The organism is Actinopolyspora lacussalsi subsp. righensis (genome assembly GCF_900116555.1).
Lineage (GTDB): Bacteria > Actinomycetota > Actinomycetes > Mycobacteriales > Pseudonocardiaceae > Actinopolyspora > Actinopolyspora lacussalsi.
This window is the reverse complement of sequence record NZ_FPAT01000014.1, coordinates 122,881-141,436: the sequence shown is the minus strand read 5'-3', so window position 1 is coordinate 141,436 and position 18,556 is coordinate 122,881. Positions and strand designations below refer to the sequence as shown.

Genomic DNA, 18,556 nt, shown 5'->3' with positions numbered 1-18,556 from the left:
CCCCTATCAACTAACTACATACCGGCTGACCCAGTCGGCCCCATGGTTGTTTGGGTCGGTGGCCACAGCGGAGGAGACACGCCCGGTATCCATCCCGAACCCGGCAGCTAAGCCCTCCAGCGCCCCAGGTACTGCACCCCCACGGGTGTGGGAGACACGGACACCGCCGACCCAACCCCCCGAGACCGGCCCCACCCACCAGGGTGGGGCCGGACTACTCTCTGCCCCTGGCCAAACTCCCACCAGCACACCACACATGGCTTCCGCCGAGTCTCGGGGAACGTCGGGTTCCCACCCCCGATGAGTGCGTGGCTCGCCCGTACGGCTGGGCACACTCTTGCGGGGCTAAGCTGGTGGAGTCATGTCTATATGCTTCAGGAGGTCCGGTGTCCAGCTCTGACGACAAGCGTGACGCTCGGCGTCGTGACAACGACACCGGCAACAGACAGGGAAAGGACCGGAAACCGGGGCATCCCCGAGCGGGCGGCTCCGGAGGCGGCCCACGCGGTTCCAAGAACCGAGCCGGAACCGACCACGGAGCGGGTCGCAACGGTGCTGACTCGGCAGGGCGCCGTGGAAACGGTGTGAGTCGCCACAACGATTCGCGTGGCGGAGCCAACCGAACCGGCAGCAATGTCGGTAACCGCGATTCGGGGAATCAGTCCAAGCGTAACGCTCCGAGGCGAGTCGATCGGTCCGGTGATGCTACCGATTCGCGGCAGAATCGTCGTTCACACGCCGATCGGAACCAGAACAGGCGTGATACCCGGGCGGATTCTCCGCGTGGTAACGCCGAACGAACTCGCGGGGATTCCGGAAAGCGGACAGCCTCCACCGATCCCGGCCGTCCCAGGGCGCCCAAGTTGCCCGAGGAGGCCAACGCTTCCCAACTCGATCCCGAGGTGCGGCGCGACTTCCGAGCGCTGCCCAAGATGGTGGCCGAGGACGTGGGAGCGCACGTGGTCGCGGTCGGGATGTTGCTGGAACAGGAACCGGAAAAGGCGTTGGAGCACGCCCGGTACGCTCGCCGGAAAGCTTCCAGATCGCCCGCTGCGAGAGAAGCCAACGGGTTGGCCGCCTACTACGTGGGAAACTGGAGTGAAGCCCTCTCCGAACTGCGCGCCGCTCGTCGTATGGGAGGTCAGTCCCACCTCGCGATTATCGCCGATTGCGAGCGTGCCCTCGGAAAGCCCCAGCGTGCTCTGGAGCTCACCCGGGAGGACGAAGCGACTCGGCTGCCCCAGGACGAAGCGATCGAACTGCGAATCGTGGGAGCGGGGGCACGTCGTGATCTCGGTCAATCCGAAGCCGCTGTCGTGAGCCTGCAGATTCCCGAACTCGATCCGCAGCGTAACGAATCGTGGAGCGCCCGGCTGTTCTACGCCTACGCGGACAATCTGCTGGCGGTGGGACGCACGCGCGAAGCCTTCACCTGGTTCGTACACGCGGCCAACGCCGATGACGACGAAGCCACCGACGCCCCGGAACGACTCGAAGAGCTCGTGACCGAGTTGGGAGGTCCCGAGGAGGCGGAACGGTTGGCCGCCCGTGCCGAAACCGATACCGCCGTCTCCGAAGTTTCGGAGGAGACCGTCGACACGGACCTCGATCACGGCACCGGTGGTTCTCGTGCGGACCGGAGGTCCGCGGATTCTCATGACATCAATCTGGGGGTCTGGGACTGATCCGGAATCGACGTTTCCCGAACGCCGGAGGGAGTAGCGTGGAGCGATCGCTCGGTGCCGAGCACGACGCGTTGTTGTTCGATCTGGACGGCACGGTCTATCGCGGGGGTGAGGTCATCAAGGGTGCCGATTCGACTGTTTCCCGTGCCCGTGACTCGGGTATCACGATTCGCTACGTCACCAACAACGCTTCCAAACCCCCGGAGGCGGTCGCCGACAACTTGAACACGCTCGGGGTCCCGGCAGCGGTCTCCGAGATCAGTACCAGTGCTCAGGCGGGAGCGGCCTTACTGGCCGAGCGCTTGCCGCTCGGGGCTCCTGTGCTCGTCGTCGGTACCGTGGCCTTGGCCGAGGAACTCGTCGCTGTCGGACTGTCCCCGGTGCGAACGACGGATGCGGGACCGGTGGCCGTGTTGCAGGGGCATTCCCCCGACACCACGTGGGCCGATCTGGCGGAAGCCTGTTTGACGATACGCGCCGGTGCCGTTTGGGTCGCTTGCAACCGTGACGCCACGCTTCCCACCGAGCGGGGCGAGCTGCCCGGAAACGGGGCACTGGTGGCGGCACTGCGGGAGGCGACCGGCAGTTTCCCGTTGGTCGCGGGCAAGCCGGAACGAACACTGCTGGATCGGGCAGCGGCCTCGGCCGCCGCGCGACGGCCGATCGTGGTGGGCGACAGGTTGGAAACGGATATTCTCGGCGCGAGCAGGGCCGGCGTTCCCTCGCTGATGGTGTTGAGCGGTGTCAGTACTCCCGCCGAGCTGCTCGCGGCTTCCCCTGAGTGCCGCCCCACTCATGTGGCGGCCGATGTGACCGCGCTGGAACTTCCGGCCGCGGCTTCCAGGATCTCGGAACAGGCCGCCTGGAAAATCGACACCACCGGGGCCGGGCTGACACTCGCCGCCGTGAACGGCGCGGACAACCGTTCCGAGGAGTCCGGCACGTATCCGTGGAGCAGGCTCTCCGCGCTACGAGCCCTGTGTGCGGCGTGGTGGTCGGAGGGCAACGGCGGGGACGTCGAGGTGCTGTTCGAGGACTCGACAGCCGAGACCGCGCTCCGGGAGCTGGGACTGTATCGCCTCGACGGAGAGCGCTTCGCCACTGCCGCCACCGGTTGAATCGTTCGTCGCGTCCCGTCGACAGCGGTGGTGGGCCTGGGCTCCGCTGAGTTTCGGAGCGCTCACGCGAACCGCTGTGGCCGAGCGCACCGAGAAGCAGCGGCCGACGTGATCCGATAACGTGGAAGTGCCGTGGTTCTTTCGGCATCTTTTCGCGCGTGGTGTTCGTGCGGTGTGATTGGTATCACTGTGAGTGGTGTGCGATGAGGCAGGAGGAGATGGAGTCGGCGGGACAACACGGTGACGGAACGGCCGATTCGGTGACTTCCACCGACTCCGTCGTCGACCGGATTCAGGAGGCCGAAGGTGTCGTTGAGCGTTCGTTGGCGGGCCTGCGGGAGCTGGACGGGCTCCCCGTCTCCGAACACGTCGCCAGGTTCGACGCGGTTCACGACGCGTTGACCGACGCCCTCAACCGGGCCGACGAACTGCTGTCCGGACCGAGTAGTAGCGGGAGTTGAAGCGGTGCCCCGGAAAGCGCGACTGGATGCCGAGCTGGTACGTCGTAAGCTCGCTCGTTCACGGGAACACGCCGGTGAGCTGATCGCTGCCGGACGTGTCACGGTGCGCGGCTTCGTGGCCCGCAAGTCCGCGACCACGGTTGAGAACGATGCGTCGATAGTCGTGGCCGACGACGTGGAAGATCCCAACTGGGCTTCCCGTGGTGCTTATAAGCTGCTCGGAGCGTTGGAGTTCTTCGAAAAGGACGGCTTGCGGGTCGCGGGCCGCCGGTGTATGGACGCGGGGGCCTCCACCGGAGGCTTCACCGATGTGCTGCTGCGGCGAGAGGCGGCGGAAGTCGTGGCCGTGGATGTCGGTTACGGCCAGCTGGACTGGAAATTGCGCACCGACGAGCGCGTGCTGGTCCGTGACCGCAAGAACGTGCGGACGCTGACGTCGGCCGATATCGGCCAGGCGGCGGACCTGGTGGTGGCGGACCTGTCGTTCATCTCACTGCGGCTGGTGCTGCCCGCACTGAGCGAGTGCATACATCGGGGATCCGACCTGGTGCTCATGGTCAAGCCGCAGTTCGAGGTCGGCAAGGAGCGCCTCGGCACAGGGGGAGTGGTCCGGGACCCGGCGTTGCGTGCGGAGGCGGTGCTCGGAGTGGTCGCGGCCGCGGCCGAGTACGAGCTGCGACTACAGGCCGTGGTCGCCAGTTCGCTTCCCGGACCGTCCGGCAACGTCGAGTACTTCGTCTGGCTGCACCGTCGCACCGACGAGGCTCCCCGCGATGTGACCACCATGGTCACCGAGGCGGTGACGGTCTCTTCGGCCGATGCCGTCGTGCCCTCCCGAGCTGTGCACACCGAAACCGGGGAGTTCGGAGAGGATGACGCCGGTTGACCCGCGACGTGCTTCTGGTGATACACACCGGTAGGCAGTACAACCTGGGTACCGCGGAGAAGGTCGCGGGCAGACTGATCGGTGCCGGTATGCGGGTGCGCGTGCTGGCGGAGGAGGCGCCCCAGCTCAGTCCGGCCTGTTACAGCCGCGTGGTGGCACCGGGACCGCTCGCCGCGGCGGGGACGGAGTTGGTGCTCGTTCTCGGAGGTGACGGCACCCTGCTGCGCGCCGCGGAACTCGCGAGGATGGCCGGAGTGCCGGTCTTCGGGATCAATCTCGGCCGGGTCGGATTCCTGGCAGGGGCTGACTTCGACGCACTCGACGAGGCGGTCGACGCCGTGGTCGAGGGTCGTTACCACGTGGACGAGCGGATGACCATCGACGTCACCGCCAGGATGGGGAACCAAGTACTGGCCACCACCTGGTCACTCAACGAGGCCAGTGTGGAAAAGAGCAGTCGGGAGCGCATCCTCGACGTCGTCGTCGAGGTGGACGGCCATCCGGTCTCCACTTTCGGTTGCGACGGTGTGTTGTGCTCCACTCCGACGGGGTCCACCGCCTACGCCTTCTCGGCCGGTGGACCTGTCGTCTGGCCACAGGTGGAAGCGTTGCTGGTCGTACCCAGCAACGCGCACGCGCTTTTCGCGCGTCCACTGGTTCTGGCGCGTGACTCCACTCTGGCCCTCGAGGTCGACCAGAACGGTCACGACGCCGTGCTTTGCTGCGACGGGCAACGGCACTTCGATCTGCCCGCGGGATCCCGAGTGGAAGTGCTGGCCTCGGACAACCCGCTGCGGCTGGTTCGACTGCACGACACCTCGTTCACCGACCGGCTGGTTCGTAAGTTCGAACTCCCCGTGCACGGCTGGCGGGGGCCGGTATCCGAATAGGATTCATTGCTGTTGCGTGTCGGGGTAGCCGCCGCTGCGTGTCGCGGAACTCGGTCGCGACCGCCTGTTCTTCCGTTCCACGTGGCGAGGGGCGAATGACATTCGTCCCTGAAACGCGCCGAACCGGATCGCCGGGCCGCCGGCTCCGTGAGCGCGCCAGCTAGGGTGCTTGCTGTGTTGGCGGAGATGCACATCCAAGGGCTGGGCGTGATCGACAGTGCCACGCTTGAACTGCATTCGGGGCTGACGGTGGTGACCGGTGAGACGGGTGCGGGCAAAACCATGGTGGTTACCGGCCTGCACCTGCTCAGCGGTGGTCGAGCCGACAGCTCCAGAGTCCGTTCGGGAGCCCAACGAGCCGTGGTCGAGGGTCGCTTCGTCACCACCGCGGAGTCGGGGGCTGCCGAAGTGGCGGGTGAGGCCGGGGCCGAGCCGGACGAGGACGGCAGTCTGATCGCGGTCCGCAGTGTCAGTTCCCAGGGGCGTTCCCGGGCTCATCTCGGTGGTCGCTCGGTGCCGAACACGGTGCTCGCCGAACTCGCGGACCAGGTGCTGGCGGTGCACGGCCAGAACGACCAGCTTCGGTTGTTACGCGCCGATGAACAGCGTGCCGCGTTGGATCGGTTCGCGGGTGAGGCCGTCGAACAGCCACTCGCGGAGTACCGCAGGCTGCGGCGGGAGTGGCTCGAAGTCGTGCGGGAACTGTCCGAGCGGAGTCAACGTTCCCGCGAACTCGAACGCGAGGCGGATCTGCTGCGTCACGGACTCTCGGAGATCGAGGCAGCGGATCCCGCACCCGGGGAGGACACCGAACTGGTCGACCGCGCCCGCAGGCTGTCCGATATCGATCAGCTGCGTGAACTCGCCACCGGCGCTCACACCGCGATCAGCGGCTCCGACGCGGATGATCCGGACGGGGCGGGAGCGATGAGTCTGGTGGGACAGGCCCGCCGGTTGCTGGGCTCGTCCGAGGATCCCAAGCTGCGCGAGATCGGGGATAGACTCTCCGAGGCCGCGGCCGTGCTCAGCGACGCCGGCACCGAACTGAGCGACTATCTCGAGGAGCTCCAGGCGGATCCGGCCGAGCTGGAGCGAGTGCTCGCCCGCCAGGCCCAACTCAAACAACTCACCAAGAAATACGCCGAGGACATCGACGGTGTGCTCGAATGGGCCGAACGGAGCCGGGACACGCTGCGCGGCATGGACACCTCCGAGGAGGCGTTGGCGGAGTTGGCGGCACGGCGGGACAGCCTTGCGGCGGAACTCGTCGAGCACGCCCGGGAACTCAGCCGGATCCGAACCGAGGCGGCGGGCAGGCTGGCGGCAGCCGTCACCGAGGAGCTCACCGGACTCGCCATGGCGCAGGCCGAGTTCGAGGTGTCGGTCTCATCCCGGCACGCCACCGCTGGTGGACACGAGACGGTAGTGCTGGACGGGAAGCCGGTGCACGCCGGTCCGGACGGTGTCGACGAAGTGGAGATGCGTCTCCGCGCTCATCGGGGAGCACCGGCACTGCCCATTCAGAAGGGGGCTTCCGGCGGAGAGCTCTCCAGGGTGATGCTGGGGCTCGAAGTGGTACTCGCGGATTCCGACACCGTTCCCACACTGGTGTTCGACGAGGTCGACGCCGGAGTCGGTGGGAGAGCCGCGGTGGAGATCGGTAGACGCCTCGCGCGACTGGGCAGAACCCATCAGGTCGTGGTGGTTACGCATCTGCCGCAGGTGGCCGCCTACGCCGACCGACACCTCGTGGTCGACAAGGCCACCGAAACCGCCGGCCTCACCCACAGTGACGTTCGTACGGTTTCCGACGAACAACGTGTCACGGAGCTCGCGCGGATGTTGGCGGGGCTCGATTCCACCGAGACCGGACGCGCCCACGCGGAGGAACTCCTCGAGGTGGCCGATCGCTATAAGGCCGACTTCTGACGTGCGAGCCGACTCGGGTGAGTAAACACCTCGTCGTCCCGGCTCCGCCGAGCGGTGCGGCCGGGCTTGACATCCCCTGGAAGTGGCGCTTTCAGCGGTGCGCCTGCATTGTCGACCACCCCCCGGCGTGGCGGCGGAACATTCGGTGACTGTTTTGTCACCATCGGTGTATGCGACTCAGTGGCCTGCTCGGAAGTCGGCAGGAGACATTGCCCGGCATCATCGGAACAGCGCGTGTCCAGCGCCGGATCGGCGAACTACCGCATCGGATCTCCCCACGGGACATCGTGGTTCTCGACGAGCCCGATCTCGATCGCCACGTCGCGGAGTCCCTGGTCGCTCACGAGGTGGCCGCGGTCGTCAACGCCGGTCCCGCCATATCGGGCAAGTATCCGAACCTCGGTCCGGAGGTGCTGCTCGCCGCCGGTATCCTGCTGCTCGACAACGCGGGTCCCGAGGCGGTGGAACGTATCCGGGACGGCGCCACGCTGCGCCTGCACAACGGCGAGGTGCACCTCGTCGGTAAACGCGGTGAAGAGGAACTTCTGCTGCACGCAGCGGAACAGGACACCGAGAGTGTCGCCACACGCATGGCCGAGGCGAAGTCGGCGATGTCCGCGCAGTTGGAGGCGTTCTCCGCCAACACCATCGAGTTCCTCCGGAACGAGCGGATGCTCGTGCTGGACGGTATCGGAGTGCCCGAGGTCGGTGTGGCCATGTCCGGGCGTCACGTCTTGGTGGTCGCACCAGGACGTGGGCACGCGGAAGAGCTCAAGCGCCTGCGTCGCTACGTGCGGGAATACCATCCGGTGCTGCTCGGCGTCGGCACCGCCGCGGATACGCTGTGCGCGGCCGGGCTGTCCCCCGACGTGATAGTGGGGGACCCGACGGTGCTGGACGTGCGTACGCTCAAGGCGGCCGACGAGGTCGTCATTCCCGCCGACACCGATGGTTACGCCCCGGGGATCGAACGGATCCAGGACCTCGGTATCGGAGCGGTGACCTTCCCCGCCTCGGGAAACGCCGAGGATCTGGCCCTGCTGCTCGCCGACGCCCACGGGGCCGAACTCGTGGCGACGGTGGGCATGCGCGCCACCCTCGACGAATTCCTGGATCGTGCGCGTGCGGGGACCAATCCCTCCACGTTCCTGACCAGACTTCGGCTGGGCGGGAAAATCGTGCACGGTTCGGCCGTGCTCGAGCTGCAGCGTAACCGAGTTTCCACCGTAGCCGTGTTGTTGCTGGTGCTGAGCGTGGTTCTCGCGATGTTCGCCGTGGTGAGCACCTCGGGAATGTTCGGGCCCTATCTGACCGTGCTCGGAGCATTCGGAGACGCCGTCGTCGAGTTCTGCGAAGGGCTGATCACGTGATTTCCGTGCGTTATCATGCGATCTCCATCGCGGCGGTGTTCCTGGCGTCGGCGTTGGGGTGCTGCTCGGTTCGAACTCGGTCAGCCGGAGCCCGCTGACGACCGTTGGGGGCAGCGTGACGACCTGCGACAGCAGCTGCGACAGTTGCGCTCGGAACGCGACGCGCTGCGCGGTGAGCTGGCGGACGCGCAAGCCCTGACCGATTCCATCGCCCCACGGGCCGTGCGAGGTGCTCTGCGAGGGACGAAGGTGGTGCTGCTGGTCGCTCCCGGGGCCGACGGCGACAGCTCTCGATCCATGAGCAGGATGATCACGGCGGCCGGAGGTTCGGTGACCGGAACGCTGTGGCTGACCGAGAGTTTCACGGATCCGGACAGGGCAGCACGGCTGCGTGAACTGGCGACCCGACTGTTGCCTGCCGGGGCGCGGCTTCCCGTCACCTCCGCTCCGGGAGAGTTGGCCGGCGGACTGATGGACCCGCTGACGCTGCTCGCCCCCGTACCGAGGAACCGAAGGCCGGACGACAGGAGCGCGACGCCGCCCTCGTCGGGCTGCGTACGAACGGCTTCGTGCGGATCTCGCCGGATTTCGCCCCCGCACGGTTGGCCGTGGTGCTCACCGGCGGCGGCGAGTCACGGGACACCACAGGAGTACTACCGCGTCTCGCGGCGAGGCTGGATCGAGGTGGTGCCGGAGCGGGTCTGTGGCGGAGCCGCACGCGCCGAACATCCCGCCGAGTGCTCCGAGCAGTAGCTGCCGCGTTCCGAGGTGATGGTCACGGCGAGTGCGTAGCGGCACCGTTTCCCGGGAGTTTCCCCGACTCGGGGTGTGCCGGGCGGCGCGACCGTATGGGCGCCGCCCGGCAGAGGCCCGGCGCGAATGGGGAGGGGCGCCGCGCCGGACCGGTTCAGATGAACTTCGCCCTGGCGAGCATGCCCGAGAACGCCGTGCAGTGGCATACTTCGATCGGCTGATTCGTTGGCCACGTTTCGTAGTAGATGTGTCTCGTCCGGCTTCGGACCGAGAGCCGTGTGCCGTGCTCGGCGGATGCTCGCGGTGCACCACTCGGCCTCTCGGCCGCCCACCGAGCGCGTCGGTCCGCCGGGACGAACACACCCGCCCGAACAGTCGTCGACGGCGACGACCGCGTCCGCTCCGGCGGGTGGAGCACCGCGGTCCGCCGTACGTCGGGGTCCGGTGCATCCCCGGGAGCGAGTGCGATATGCTGTAGTCCCGTGGGAGCGACGGTGTCAACGTTCCTGCCAGCACAAACACCAGCATGGTGACGGCATCGACCACGGGGAGCTTCTTTGGTGCCGCAAGCACGCACGATCAAGCATGTATTCGTCACAGGGGGCGTCTCCTCCTCCCTCGGCAAGGGGCTCACGGCCTCCAGCCTGGGGGAACTACTCACATCCCGCGGGTTGCGGGTGACCATGCAAAAGCTCGACCCGTATCTCAACGTTGATCCGGGCACGATGAATCCGTTCCAGCATGGTGAGGTCTTCGTCACCGACGACGGGGCCGAGACGGATCTCGACATCGGGCACTACGAGCGCTTCCTGGACCGGGCGCTGACGCGCAACGCCAACATCACCACCGGTCAAGTTTACTCCTCGGTGATCGCCAAGGAACGCCGTGGCGAGTACCTCGGGGATACGGTGCAGGTGATCCCGCACATCACCGACCAGATCAAGGCGCGGGTCCGTGCGATGGCCGAGCCGGACGAGAACGGTCAGACCCCGGACGTGGTCATCACCGAGATCGGCGGGACGATCGGCGACATCGAGTCGTTGCCCTTCCTGGAGGCTTGCAGACAACTCCGCCACGATCTCGGCAGGGACAACTGCTTTTTCCTGCACGTCTCGTTGGTGCCTTACCTCGCGCCCTCCGGAGAGCTCAAGACCAAGCCGACCCAGCACTCGGTCAAGGAGCTGCGCAACATCGGTATCGCTCCGGACGCGTTGGTCTGCCGGGCCGACCGCGAGCTCTCCGGCGAGCTCAAGGACAAGATCGCGCTGATGTGCGACGTGGACTCCGACGGTGTGGTGGCCTGTCCCGACGCCGCCTCCATCTACGACATCCCCCGCGTGTTGCACGGCGAGGGGCTTGACGCCTATCTGGTCCGCAGGCTGGGGCTTCCGTTCCGCGACGTCGACTGGTCGGTGTGGGGCGATCTGCTCGAACGGGTACACAATCCCACCGAGAAAGTCAGGATCGCCCTGGTGGGCAAGTATGTCGACCTGCCCGATGCCTACCTCTCGGTCACCGAGGCGTTGCGCGCGGGCGGATTCGCGAACCGGGCCAAGGTGGAAATATCCTGGGTGGCCTCCGACGACTGCGAGAGCGAGGCCGCTGCCGCGCGTGCCCTGTCCGGTATGGACGGGGTGCTCGTACCCGGTGGATTCGGTGTACGGGGTATCGAGGGCAAACTCGGCGCGATCGAGTACGCGCGCACGAACGGGATCCCGGTGTTGGGGCTCTGTCTGGGGCTGCAGTGCATGGTGATCGAGGTGGCGCGCAACCTCGCCGGGCTGCAGCGCGCGAACTCGACCGAGTTCGCCGCTCCCTGCCAGCATCCGGTGATCAGCACCATGGCCGATCAGCACGACGTGGTGGCGGGGGAGCGCGACATGGGCGGCACCATGCGGCTGGGCACCTATCCGGCCGCGTTGCGGGAGGACTCCCTGGTGGCTCAGGCTTACGGCACCCTGGAGGTCTCCGAACGGCACCGTCATCGTTACGAGGTCAACAACGCCTACCGGGAGCAGTTGTCCAAGGCGGGACTGGTGTTCTCGGGAACCTCGCCGGACGACCGGTTGGTCGAGTTCCTCGAACTGCCCCGTGAGGAGCACCCGTTCTTCGTGGGGACCCAGGCTCACCCGGAGATGACGAGCCGTCCCACCCGGCCGCATCCATTGTTCAGCTCGTTCGTCCGCGCGGCACTGGACTACCGTGCCGCGGAACGGTTGCCGGTCGAGTTGCCCGGTACCGTGCAGGCACCGGCGAGCGTCTGAACGGTCGGACCGGAACACGCGATTCGCTAACCGGCTGCGGACCGGGACACGCTCGCTTCGTTCGTGCGTGTCCCGGCCCGGCCGCCTCGGCCCGGGGCGCCAAAGCTTCTCGTGGTGCGCTTTCCGGACGAGCCCGTCGCCGAGTCCGGCTTTCGGGACCGGACTCCGGACCGGTAAACAGGATCACCGAGTGAGAACACCGAGACACTCCAGGAGCGCTCCGCATGTCCGCCGATCCCGAACAGCCCGGCACGCCGATCACCCGTACGAACGGTCGGCACAGCTTCACCACGCTGTCGACCTCCGATGTCTACGTGGGCAATATTCTGGCGCTGCGTGCCGACGAAGTCGCCATGCCGGGTGGTGGACGTTCGCGCCGTGAGGTCGTCGAGCACTCCGGTGCGGTAGCGGTGGTGGCGCTGGACGAGCACGAACATGTCGTGCTGGTTCACCAGTATCGCTATCCGCTGGATCGCAGACTCTGGGAACTGCCGGCGGGCCTGCTGGACGCTCCCGGTGAGCCCCCGCTGCACACCGCTCGTCGGGAACTCGCGGAGGAGGTCGGGCTCGCCGCCGAGGAATGGTCGGTCCTCGTCGATGTGGCCGCCTCACCTGGGTTCACGGACCAGTCCGAGCGGGTCTACCTCGCCCGTGGCCTGTCCGAGGTCGCTCTCCCGGAACCCGTGGCCGACGAGGAGGCGGATCTCGTCGTGCGCCGGTTCGAATTGGATCGCGCCGTCGACATGGTCTTCAGGGGCGAGATCGTCAACGCCCCCGCCGTCTCGGGACTGTTGGCGGCCCAGGCGGTGTCGCGGGGACGCGCCGTGCCCAGACACCCGGACGCCGAATGGGTGGATCGCCCCGTCCGGTTCCCCGCCCGAACCGATCGTTGAACACGCTCTACCCGGTTCGGCCGCACGGCCCCCGCGCTCGTGTCATGGTGATCCGGGAAGGAGCCCACCGATGCCCGATCTCGACGAACTGCCCGATGAACTGCGCCGAGTGATCAGAGCTTATCTCGATCACCTCGTGGTGGAACGGGGAACCGCTCCCAGCACGCTGGAGTCCTACACTCGGGACCTGCGTCGTTACGGCGCTTATCTGTCCGGGGCGGGAATCGTGGAACCGGGCGGAGTTTCGCCCGATCTGGTGGGTGAGTTTCTCGCCACACTGCGCAGGGGTGAGCACGATGGCGGGGTTCCGCTCGCGCCCGCTTCCGCGGCCAGAACCATCGTGGCGGTGCGGGGGTTGCATCGCTTCGCTCTCCTGGAGGGATTCACGGCGCGGGACCCGGCACGTGAGGTGACTCCGCCCGCCCTGCCGCGACGTCTGCCGAAGGCGTTAAGCGTCGACGAGGTCATGCGGCTGCTGGAAACGGGTACTGTCGAAGGCATGCGCGGATTGCGGGACCGTGCCTTGCTGGAACTGCTCTACTCCAGTGGAGCGCGGATTTCCGAGGCGGTCGGTCTGGACACCGATGATCTCGACGAACGGGAGCGGACCGTCCTGTTCGACGGGAAGGGCGGGGTGCAACGTCGGGTTCCGGTGGGGCGTCCGGCCCTTGCCGCGATCGAGGCATACCGCGTCCGTTCGCGTCCCGCGCTGGCGAAGCGGGGCAGGGGGGACAGGGCGTTGTTCCTCAATTCCCGCGGCGGCAGACTCTCCCGGCAGAGCGCCTGGAACATCCTGAAAACCACGGCCGAACGTGCCGGTGTGTCCACTTCGGTCTCACCACACGTGCTTCGGCATTCCTTCGCGACTCATCTACTGGAAGGGGGAGCCGATGTGCGGGTCGTGCAGGAGTTGCTCGGGCACTCGTCGGTCTCGACAACTCAGATGTACACAATGGTCACCATGAATACGTTGCGCGAGGTATACGCCACCACCCATCCCAGGGCGCGCGACTGAATTCCACGGGTTCACCCGGCTCCCTGCCGGGTGAGCGAGCGGTACCGCGAGGTGTTTCGTCCGGACAACGGCGATGCGCGTTGCCGCTGCGTGCGCGTGCCGCTTAGGCTGCGCATCGAACGACGTTTTCGAATGCCGTCGCACACAAAGGAGTCACCACCGCCATGTCGACGCCGCAGCCCTCCGCCGGTGGGCGGTACCGGGGCGCGGTCGACCTGAGCATCACCCCCGACACTTCGGAACTCACCAACGGCGACGGAATGGGACCCGATCCCAACGACGCGAACATCGGCCCCACCGGTAGGCCGCGTCGACACGTTCCGGAGCCCGCGGTGTTGGACACGCACGGGCCCGCCTCGGTGCTGGCGATGTGCAACCAGAAGGGCGGCGTCGGTAAGACCACGTCCACGATCAATCTGGGGGCGGCACTCGCCGAGTACGGACGCAAGGTGTTGCTGGTCGATTTCGATCCACAAGGTGCATTGTCGGTAGGTCTCGGCGTGCAACCGCACCAGCTGGAGCAGACCATCTACAACGTCATCATGGAACGCTCCGCCGAACTCCGCGAGGTGATCAGATCCACCAGTGTCTCGGGGATGGATCTGTTGCCGAGCAACATCGATCTCTCGGCGGCCGAGGTCCAACTCGTCGCCGAGGTGGGGCGGGAGCAGGCGCTGGAGCGTGCCCTGCGGCCGGTGCGCGCGGAGTACGACTTCGTGCTGGTCGATTGCCAGCCGTCGTTGGGGCTGCTGACGGTCAACGCGTTGGCGGCGGCCCACGGCGTGATGATTCCGCTGGAGTGCGAGTTCTTCAGCCTGCGCGGAGTGGCATTGCTGATCGACACCATCGAGAAGGTCCGCGACCGGCTGAATCCCGATCTGGAGATCAGCGGAATCCTGGCGACGATGTTCGATCCCCGCACGCTGCATTCGCGAGAGGTGATGTCGCGCGTGGTGGAAGCGTTCGGGGATATAGTGTTCGACAGCGTGATAAACCGTACGGTGCGGTTTCCCGAAACCACCGTGGCGGGAGAACCCATCACTCGGTGGGCGCCGCGTTCCTCCGGCTCGAAGGCCTACCGTTCGCTCGCCCGCGAGGTCATCGCGCGGTGAGCCCTGCCGCGAGCCGCTGTTGCTGATGAGGAAACGTGACTGAGGCACAAGCAGCCACCGACTCGGCGCACGAGGTGCCCGAACTGGCCGCCGCTCAGGATTCCCAGAGCGGACGTTTCACAGTACGGCTGGAGAACTTCGAGGGGCCGTTCGACCTGTTGCTGCAGCTGATCTCGCAGCATCAGCTCGACGTCACCGAGGTGGCACTGCATCGCGTCACCGATGACTTCATCGCCTACACGAAGGAGCTCGGGCAGCGCTCCGAGCTGGACGAGATCAGTGAGTTCCTCGTCGTGGCGGCCACGCTGCTGGATCTCAAAGCGGCTAGGCTCGTCCCCGCCGCCGAGGTCGAGGACGAGGAGGACCTCGCCCTGTTGGAGGCCCGCGACCTGCTGTTCGCACGGTTGCTGCAGTACCGGGCCTACAAGCGGGTCGCCGAACTGTTCCGACAGCTCGAAGCCGGGGCACTGGGGCGCTACCCCCGGGCTGTCTCGCTGGAGCAGCGCTATCTCGACCTGATGCCGGAAGTGGTTCTCGGAGTGGATGCCGCCGGCCTGGCGGAGACAGCCGCCGCGGTGTTCCGCCCCAAACCCCCACCGACAGTGTCGCTGGACCACCTCCACCAGCAACGCGTCTCGGTGCGCGAGCACGCGGCGGAGCTGCGGGTGCTGTTGGCCGAGCGGGGCAGCGCACTGTTCGCCGAGCTGACCGAGCGGTGCGGCACGAGCCTCGAGATCGTGGCTCGGTTCCTGGCGCTGCTCGAATTGTTCCGCGAGGCGGTGGTCACGTTCGATCAGCCGGAACCGCTCGGGGAACTCGCGGTCTCCTGGGTGGGCGGCAGCGCCGAACAGGCTCGCGTGGCCGCCGAGGCCGATCGGGATCGAGACGAGGAAGAGGATTACGGGTGAGTGACGAGAAGCATCCCGATGGTTCCCGTACCGGGGAAGCAGAGGGCGGCGAGGAGACCGAGCGGGCGGTCGGTACCGGCGAAGGGCGGAGTCGTGAGTGGCCCGCCCTCGACTCCGAGCCCGCGCTGGACGCCGCGCTGGAAGCGGTGCTGCTGGTGGTCGATGCCCCTGCCGGTGAGGAGCTGCTGGCCGAGGTCCTCGATCAGCCCGTGGATCGGGTCACCACAGCCCTGAGTCGGCTGGCCGAGGGCTACACCGCGGCGGGAAGTGGTATCGAGCTGCGCAGGGTGGCGGATGGCTGGCGGTTCTACACCCGCGATGTGTACGCTCCCGTCGTCGAGCGATACCTCCTCGACGGGCAGCGGGCCAAGCTCACCAAGGCCGCGCTGGAGACGCTCGCCGTCATCGCCTATCGGCAACCGGTGACTCGCTCGAAGGTGGCCGCGGTGCGCGGTGTTAACGTGGACGGGGTCGTACGTACCCTGCTGGCGCGTGGACTGATCCACGAAGCCGGTACCGACCCGGAATCGGGCGGCACTTCCTACTGCACGACCGAGTTGTTCCTGGAACGGCTCGGCCTGTCCTCGTTGCGGGAACTGCCGCCACTGGCCCCCCTGTTGCCCGAAGTGGATGCGATCGACGATGTCTGAACCGCACGACCCGACGAGCCGGAACAGCCGGGACACGGAAGGTGTCCGGCTGCAGAAAGTGCTTTCCAAGGCTGGCGTCGCCTCACGCCGCGCCGCTGAGGAGATGATCGTCGAGGGCCGTGTGGAGGTCGACGGTGCTCCGGTCACCACACTCGGCGCCAGGGTGGATCCGGCCACCTCGGTCATCCACGTGGACGGCAGCAGGGTCGTGGTCGACAACGAAGCCACCCATCTGTTGCTGAACAAGCCCACGGGCATTCTGTGCAGCATGTCTGACGACCAGGGGCGGCCCTGCATCGGTGACTACCTGCCGAAGCGGGAGGGCAAACTCTTCCACATCGGGCGGCTGGACTTCAACACCGAAGGGTTGCTGCTGATCAGCAACGACGGTGATCTCGCCAATCGACTGATGCATCCCTCCTACCGGGTTCCCAAGACCTATCTCGTCGAGTTGCAGGGGCCCGTTCCCAAGGATCTGGGACGCACCGTCAAGGCCGGTCTGGAACTCGAGGACGGGCTCGCCAGCGTCGATTCCTTCCGCTTCGTCGACACGAACCAGAAGGGAACCCGGGTGTTGGCACAGGTGGTGCTGCACGAGGGACGCAAACGAATCGTCCGCAGACTGTTCAAGGCCGCGGGCTACCCGGTGCAGCGACTGGTCCGGACCGGTGTCGGCGAAGTGCGGCTGACCAATGAACGCCCGGGGGCGATCCGGCCGCTGGACAACAAGGAACTCGGCTCGCTCTACCGTGCGGTCGGCCTGTGACCAGGACCGGGGTGCCTGTGACCGGATCAGTGCGGTGCCCGTTCGGTAGGCGTCGCCCGCCCCTCTCATCGCCGCGCCTGCCGTAGCGTCACCAGCCGCTGCGCCACCGGTTCCACCACACGGGCCGCCACCGGGCCGAGGACTGCCATCAGCAGCACATAAGCGGTGGAGAACGCTGCCAGCTCACCGGTGACCGCTCCGGAACCCACTGCCAGGCCCGCGATGACTATGGAGAATTCGCCGCGGGCCACCAGGGCGGCCCCCGCACGGGCCCGCCCCATCCGCCTGATGCCCTGCGAACCCGCGGCGAACCATCCCGTGGCGAGTTTCGTGATCGTGGTCAGCAGTGCCAGCAACAGCGCGAACGGCAGCACCGGCGGAATCGCGGACGGATCGGTGTTGAGGCCGAACACGACGAAGAACACCGCCGCGAACAGGTCGCGCAGCGGGGCCAGTGTTCGGGTGGCGTTGGCCGCGGTAGACCCGGATATGGCGATGCCCAGCAGGAAGGCGCCCACCGCCGCCGAAACCTGCAGCTGGGCCGCCAAGCCGGCCACGAGCAGCGCCGCCCCGAGCAATCGGAGCAGGAACACCTCGGGATCCGGGCTGTCCACCAACGCCGAGACGTAGCGTCCGTAACGCAGCGCCAGCACCAGCACCAGAGTGATCACCAGGACGGACACACCGACCGCACCGAGACCTCCCAGAAACCCCACCCCGGCGAGCAGGGCGGTCAGGATCGGCAGATAGATGGCCATGGCCAGGTCCTCGAACACCAGTATCGACAGCACCACCGGTGTCTCACGGTTGCCCAGCCTGCCCAGGTCCCCCAGGACCTTCGCCACGATCCCCGACGAGGAGATGTAGGTGACACCGGCCAGTACGATCGCCGCGATCGGGCCCCATCCCAGCAGCAGGGCCACGGCGGCGCCCGGCGAAGCGTTGAGAACGACGTCGACGAGCCCCGCCATCCAGGAACGGCGCAACCCCGTGACCAGCTCACTCGCCGAGTACTCCAACCCCAGCAGCAGCAACAGCAGGACGACCCCGATCTCCGAGGCGATCTCGGTGAACGGTTCGATGCCGCCCAGCGGGATCAGCCCGCCCTGCCCGAAGGCCAACCCGCCGAGCAGATACAGCGGGATCGGCGATATACCGATGCGCCAGGCGAGTCGCCCGAGCACCCCCAGACCGAAGAAGACAGCTCCCAGTTCGATCAGTGTGATCGCAGTGTGTTGCACCTGGTTCCTCTCGCCCGCGCGGACGTCGACCAGATCCGTTCAACCTCCGGAATCCGTGGGGCGCCGCCCGAGCATCCCGGCGGGAACGGCCGGTTCGAGTCGAATCAGCCGTGTTCCATGATCTCGCCGGCTGCGCGCAGACCTTCGGCGGTACCGACGACGACCACAAGGTCGCCGCCCGCGAAGACGAAATCCGGGCGAGGGGAGGGCAGCACCGACCCGTCCCTTATCACCGCCACTATCGAAACCGAGGTCCGGGTGCGCATCTCGGTCTCGCCGAGCGGGCGCCCGTCGAACGGTGAGTCGGGCGCCAGCGGCAGTTGCCAGGTGGTCACGCCGGTCACTTCGCGCTGCTGCTCGCTGAGCTGCCGCACCAGTTGGGGAGCTCCGAGCAGGTTCGCCAGCGTGCTGGTTTCCTCCCCGGTGAGATCGGTAGCCGCACAGATCTTGTCCGGGTCCCTGGCATCGGAGACGATCAGCTCCATCCGGCCGTCCCGGTAGGTGATCACTCCGATGCGGCGCCCGGACTCGGTCGTGAATTCCTGTTGCGTGCCCAGCCCCGGCAGCGGGGTCACGGTGACGTCCACACGACCGATCTTAAAACGTCTCGCGGCT

Annotated in this window: 17 protein-coding genes, 1 rRNA gene and 1 pseudogene; 17 read left to right on the top strand and 2 right to left on the bottom strand. The window is 67.0% G+C overall.

Annotated elements, in window-relative coordinates; all coding sequences use genetic code 11:
- The first annotated feature begins 54 nt into the window (after positions 1 to 54).
- The 17 genes and pseudogenes from rrf (at position 55) to BM394_RS20515 (ending at position 16,700) form a co-directional block, all read left to right on the top strand.
- Positions 55 to 172: ribosomal RNA gene (rrf, locus tag BM394_RS20590) — 5S ribosomal RNA — on the top strand.
- 691 nt (positions 173 to 863) lie between these two features.
- Positions 864 to 1,685 carry a tetratricopeptide repeat protein gene (locus tag BM394_RS20585; RefSeq protein WP_175530194.1) on the top strand — a complete coding sequence of 274 codons (822 nt, stop codon included), beginning with the start codon at positions 864 to 866 and terminating at the stop codon, positions 1,683 to 1,685.
- A 38-nt stretch (positions 1,686 to 1,723) separates the two neighbouring features.
- Positions 1,724 to 2,803 (top strand): HAD-IIA family hydrolase, encoded by a 1,080-nt coding sequence (locus tag BM394_RS20580; RefSeq protein ID WP_092981122.1) that lies wholly within the window; start codon positions 1,724 to 1,726, stop codon positions 2,801 to 2,803.
- 203 nt (positions 2,804 to 3,006) lie between these two features.
- Positions 3,007 to 3,264 carry a hypothetical protein gene (locus BM394_RS20575; RefSeq protein WP_245755435.1) on the top strand — a complete coding sequence of 86 codons (258 nt, stop codon included), beginning with the start codon at positions 3,007 to 3,009 and terminating at the stop codon, positions 3,262 to 3,264.
- A 4-nt stretch (positions 3,265 to 3,268) separates the two neighbouring features.
- Entirely contained in the window at positions 3,269 to 4,150 is an 882-nt protein-coding gene (locus BM394_RS20570; protein ID WP_092981120.1) for a TlyA family RNA methyltransferase, read from the top strand.
- Positions 4,147 to 5,040 carry an NAD kinase gene (locus BM394_RS20565; RefSeq protein WP_092981118.1) on the top strand — a complete coding sequence of 298 codons (894 nt, stop codon included), beginning with the start codon at positions 4,147 to 4,149 and terminating at the stop codon, positions 5,038 to 5,040. The genes BM394_RS20570 and BM394_RS20565 overlap by 4 nt, the downstream gene beginning before the upstream one ends.
- 174 nt (positions 5,041 to 5,214) lie before the next feature.
- Entirely contained in the window at positions 5,215 to 6,969 is a 1,755-nt protein-coding gene (gene recN, locus BM394_RS20560; protein WP_217643636.1) for a DNA repair protein RecN, read from the top strand.
- Between the two features lie 170 nt (positions 6,970 to 7,139).
- Complete coding sequence (steA, locus tag BM394_RS20555; protein WP_092981116.1) at positions 7,140 to 8,339, top strand: putative cytokinetic ring protein SteA; 1,200 nt, start codon at positions 7,140 to 7,142, stop codon at positions 8,337 to 8,339.
- A 15-nt stretch (positions 8,340 to 8,354) separates the two neighbouring features.
- Positions 8,355 to 8,819, top strand: a pseudogene (locus tag BM394_RS23980) (copper transporter); the annotation flags it as partial.
- Between the two features lie 71 nt (positions 8,820 to 8,890).
- Positions 8,891 to 9,313 carry a hypothetical protein gene (locus tag BM394_RS23975; RefSeq protein WP_425427678.1) on the top strand — a complete coding sequence of 141 codons (423 nt, stop codon included), beginning with the start codon at positions 8,891 to 8,893 and terminating at the stop codon, positions 9,311 to 9,313.
- Between the two features lie 339 nt (positions 9,314 to 9,652).
- A complete protein-coding gene (locus BM394_RS20545) occupies positions 9,653 to 11,356 on the top strand; it encodes a CTP synthase (protein WP_245780342.1) in 1,704 nt (567 codons plus the stop codon).
- Positions 11,357 to 11,580: 224 nt separating this feature from the next.
- Complete coding sequence (locus tag BM394_RS20540; protein WP_092981109.1) at positions 11,581 to 12,249, top strand: NUDIX domain-containing protein; 669 nt, start codon at positions 11,581 to 11,583, stop codon at positions 12,247 to 12,249.
- Positions 12,250 to 12,319: 70 nt separating this feature from the next.
- Positions 12,320 to 13,264, top strand: a complete 945-nt coding sequence (locus tag BM394_RS20535; RefSeq protein ID WP_092981107.1) for a site-specific tyrosine recombinase XerD — start codon at positions 12,320 to 12,322, stop codon at positions 13,262 to 13,264.
- A gap of 164 nt (positions 13,265 to 13,428) precedes the next feature.
- Complete coding sequence (locus BM394_RS20530) at positions 13,429 to 14,376, top strand: ParA family protein (protein ID WP_092981105.1); 948 nt, start codon at positions 13,429 to 13,431, stop codon at positions 14,374 to 14,376.
- 35 nt (positions 14,377 to 14,411) lie between these two features.
- Entirely contained in the window at positions 14,412 to 15,284 is an 873-nt protein-coding gene (locus BM394_RS20525; RefSeq protein WP_175530193.1) for a segregation and condensation protein A, read from the top strand.
- Entirely contained in the window at positions 15,281 to 15,934 is a 654-nt protein-coding gene (scpB, locus tag BM394_RS20520) for an SMC-Scp complex subunit ScpB (protein WP_092981103.1), read from the top strand. Before BM394_RS20525 ends, scpB begins: the two co-directional genes overlap by 4 nt.
- Positions 15,927 to 16,700, top strand: a complete 774-nt coding sequence (locus BM394_RS20515) for a pseudouridine synthase (RefSeq protein ID WP_092981101.1) — start codon at positions 15,927 to 15,929, stop codon at positions 16,698 to 16,700. Before scpB ends, BM394_RS20515 begins: the two co-directional genes overlap by 8 nt.
- Before the next feature lie 65 nt (positions 16,701 to 16,765).
- Here BM394_RS20515 and BM394_RS20510 read toward each other — a convergent pair whose 3' ends face one another.
- Both BM394_RS20510 and BM394_RS20505 read right to left on the bottom strand, forming a co-directional pair.
- Positions 16,766 to 17,941: a cation:proton antiporter gene (locus tag BM394_RS20510; RefSeq protein ID WP_092981096.1), complete on the bottom strand. Its 1,176-nt coding sequence runs from the start codon at positions 17,939 to 17,941 to the stop codon at positions 16,766 to 16,768.
- A 104-nt stretch (positions 17,942 to 18,045) separates the two neighbouring features.
- The gene (locus BM394_RS20505) at positions 18,046 to 18,528 is read right to left on the bottom strand and encodes a cation:proton antiporter regulatory subunit (RefSeq protein ID WP_092981094.1); all 483 of its coding nucleotides are present in this window, start codon (positions 18,526 to 18,528) and stop codon (positions 18,046 to 18,048) included.
- Positions 18,529 to 18,556: the final 28 nt, after the last annotated feature.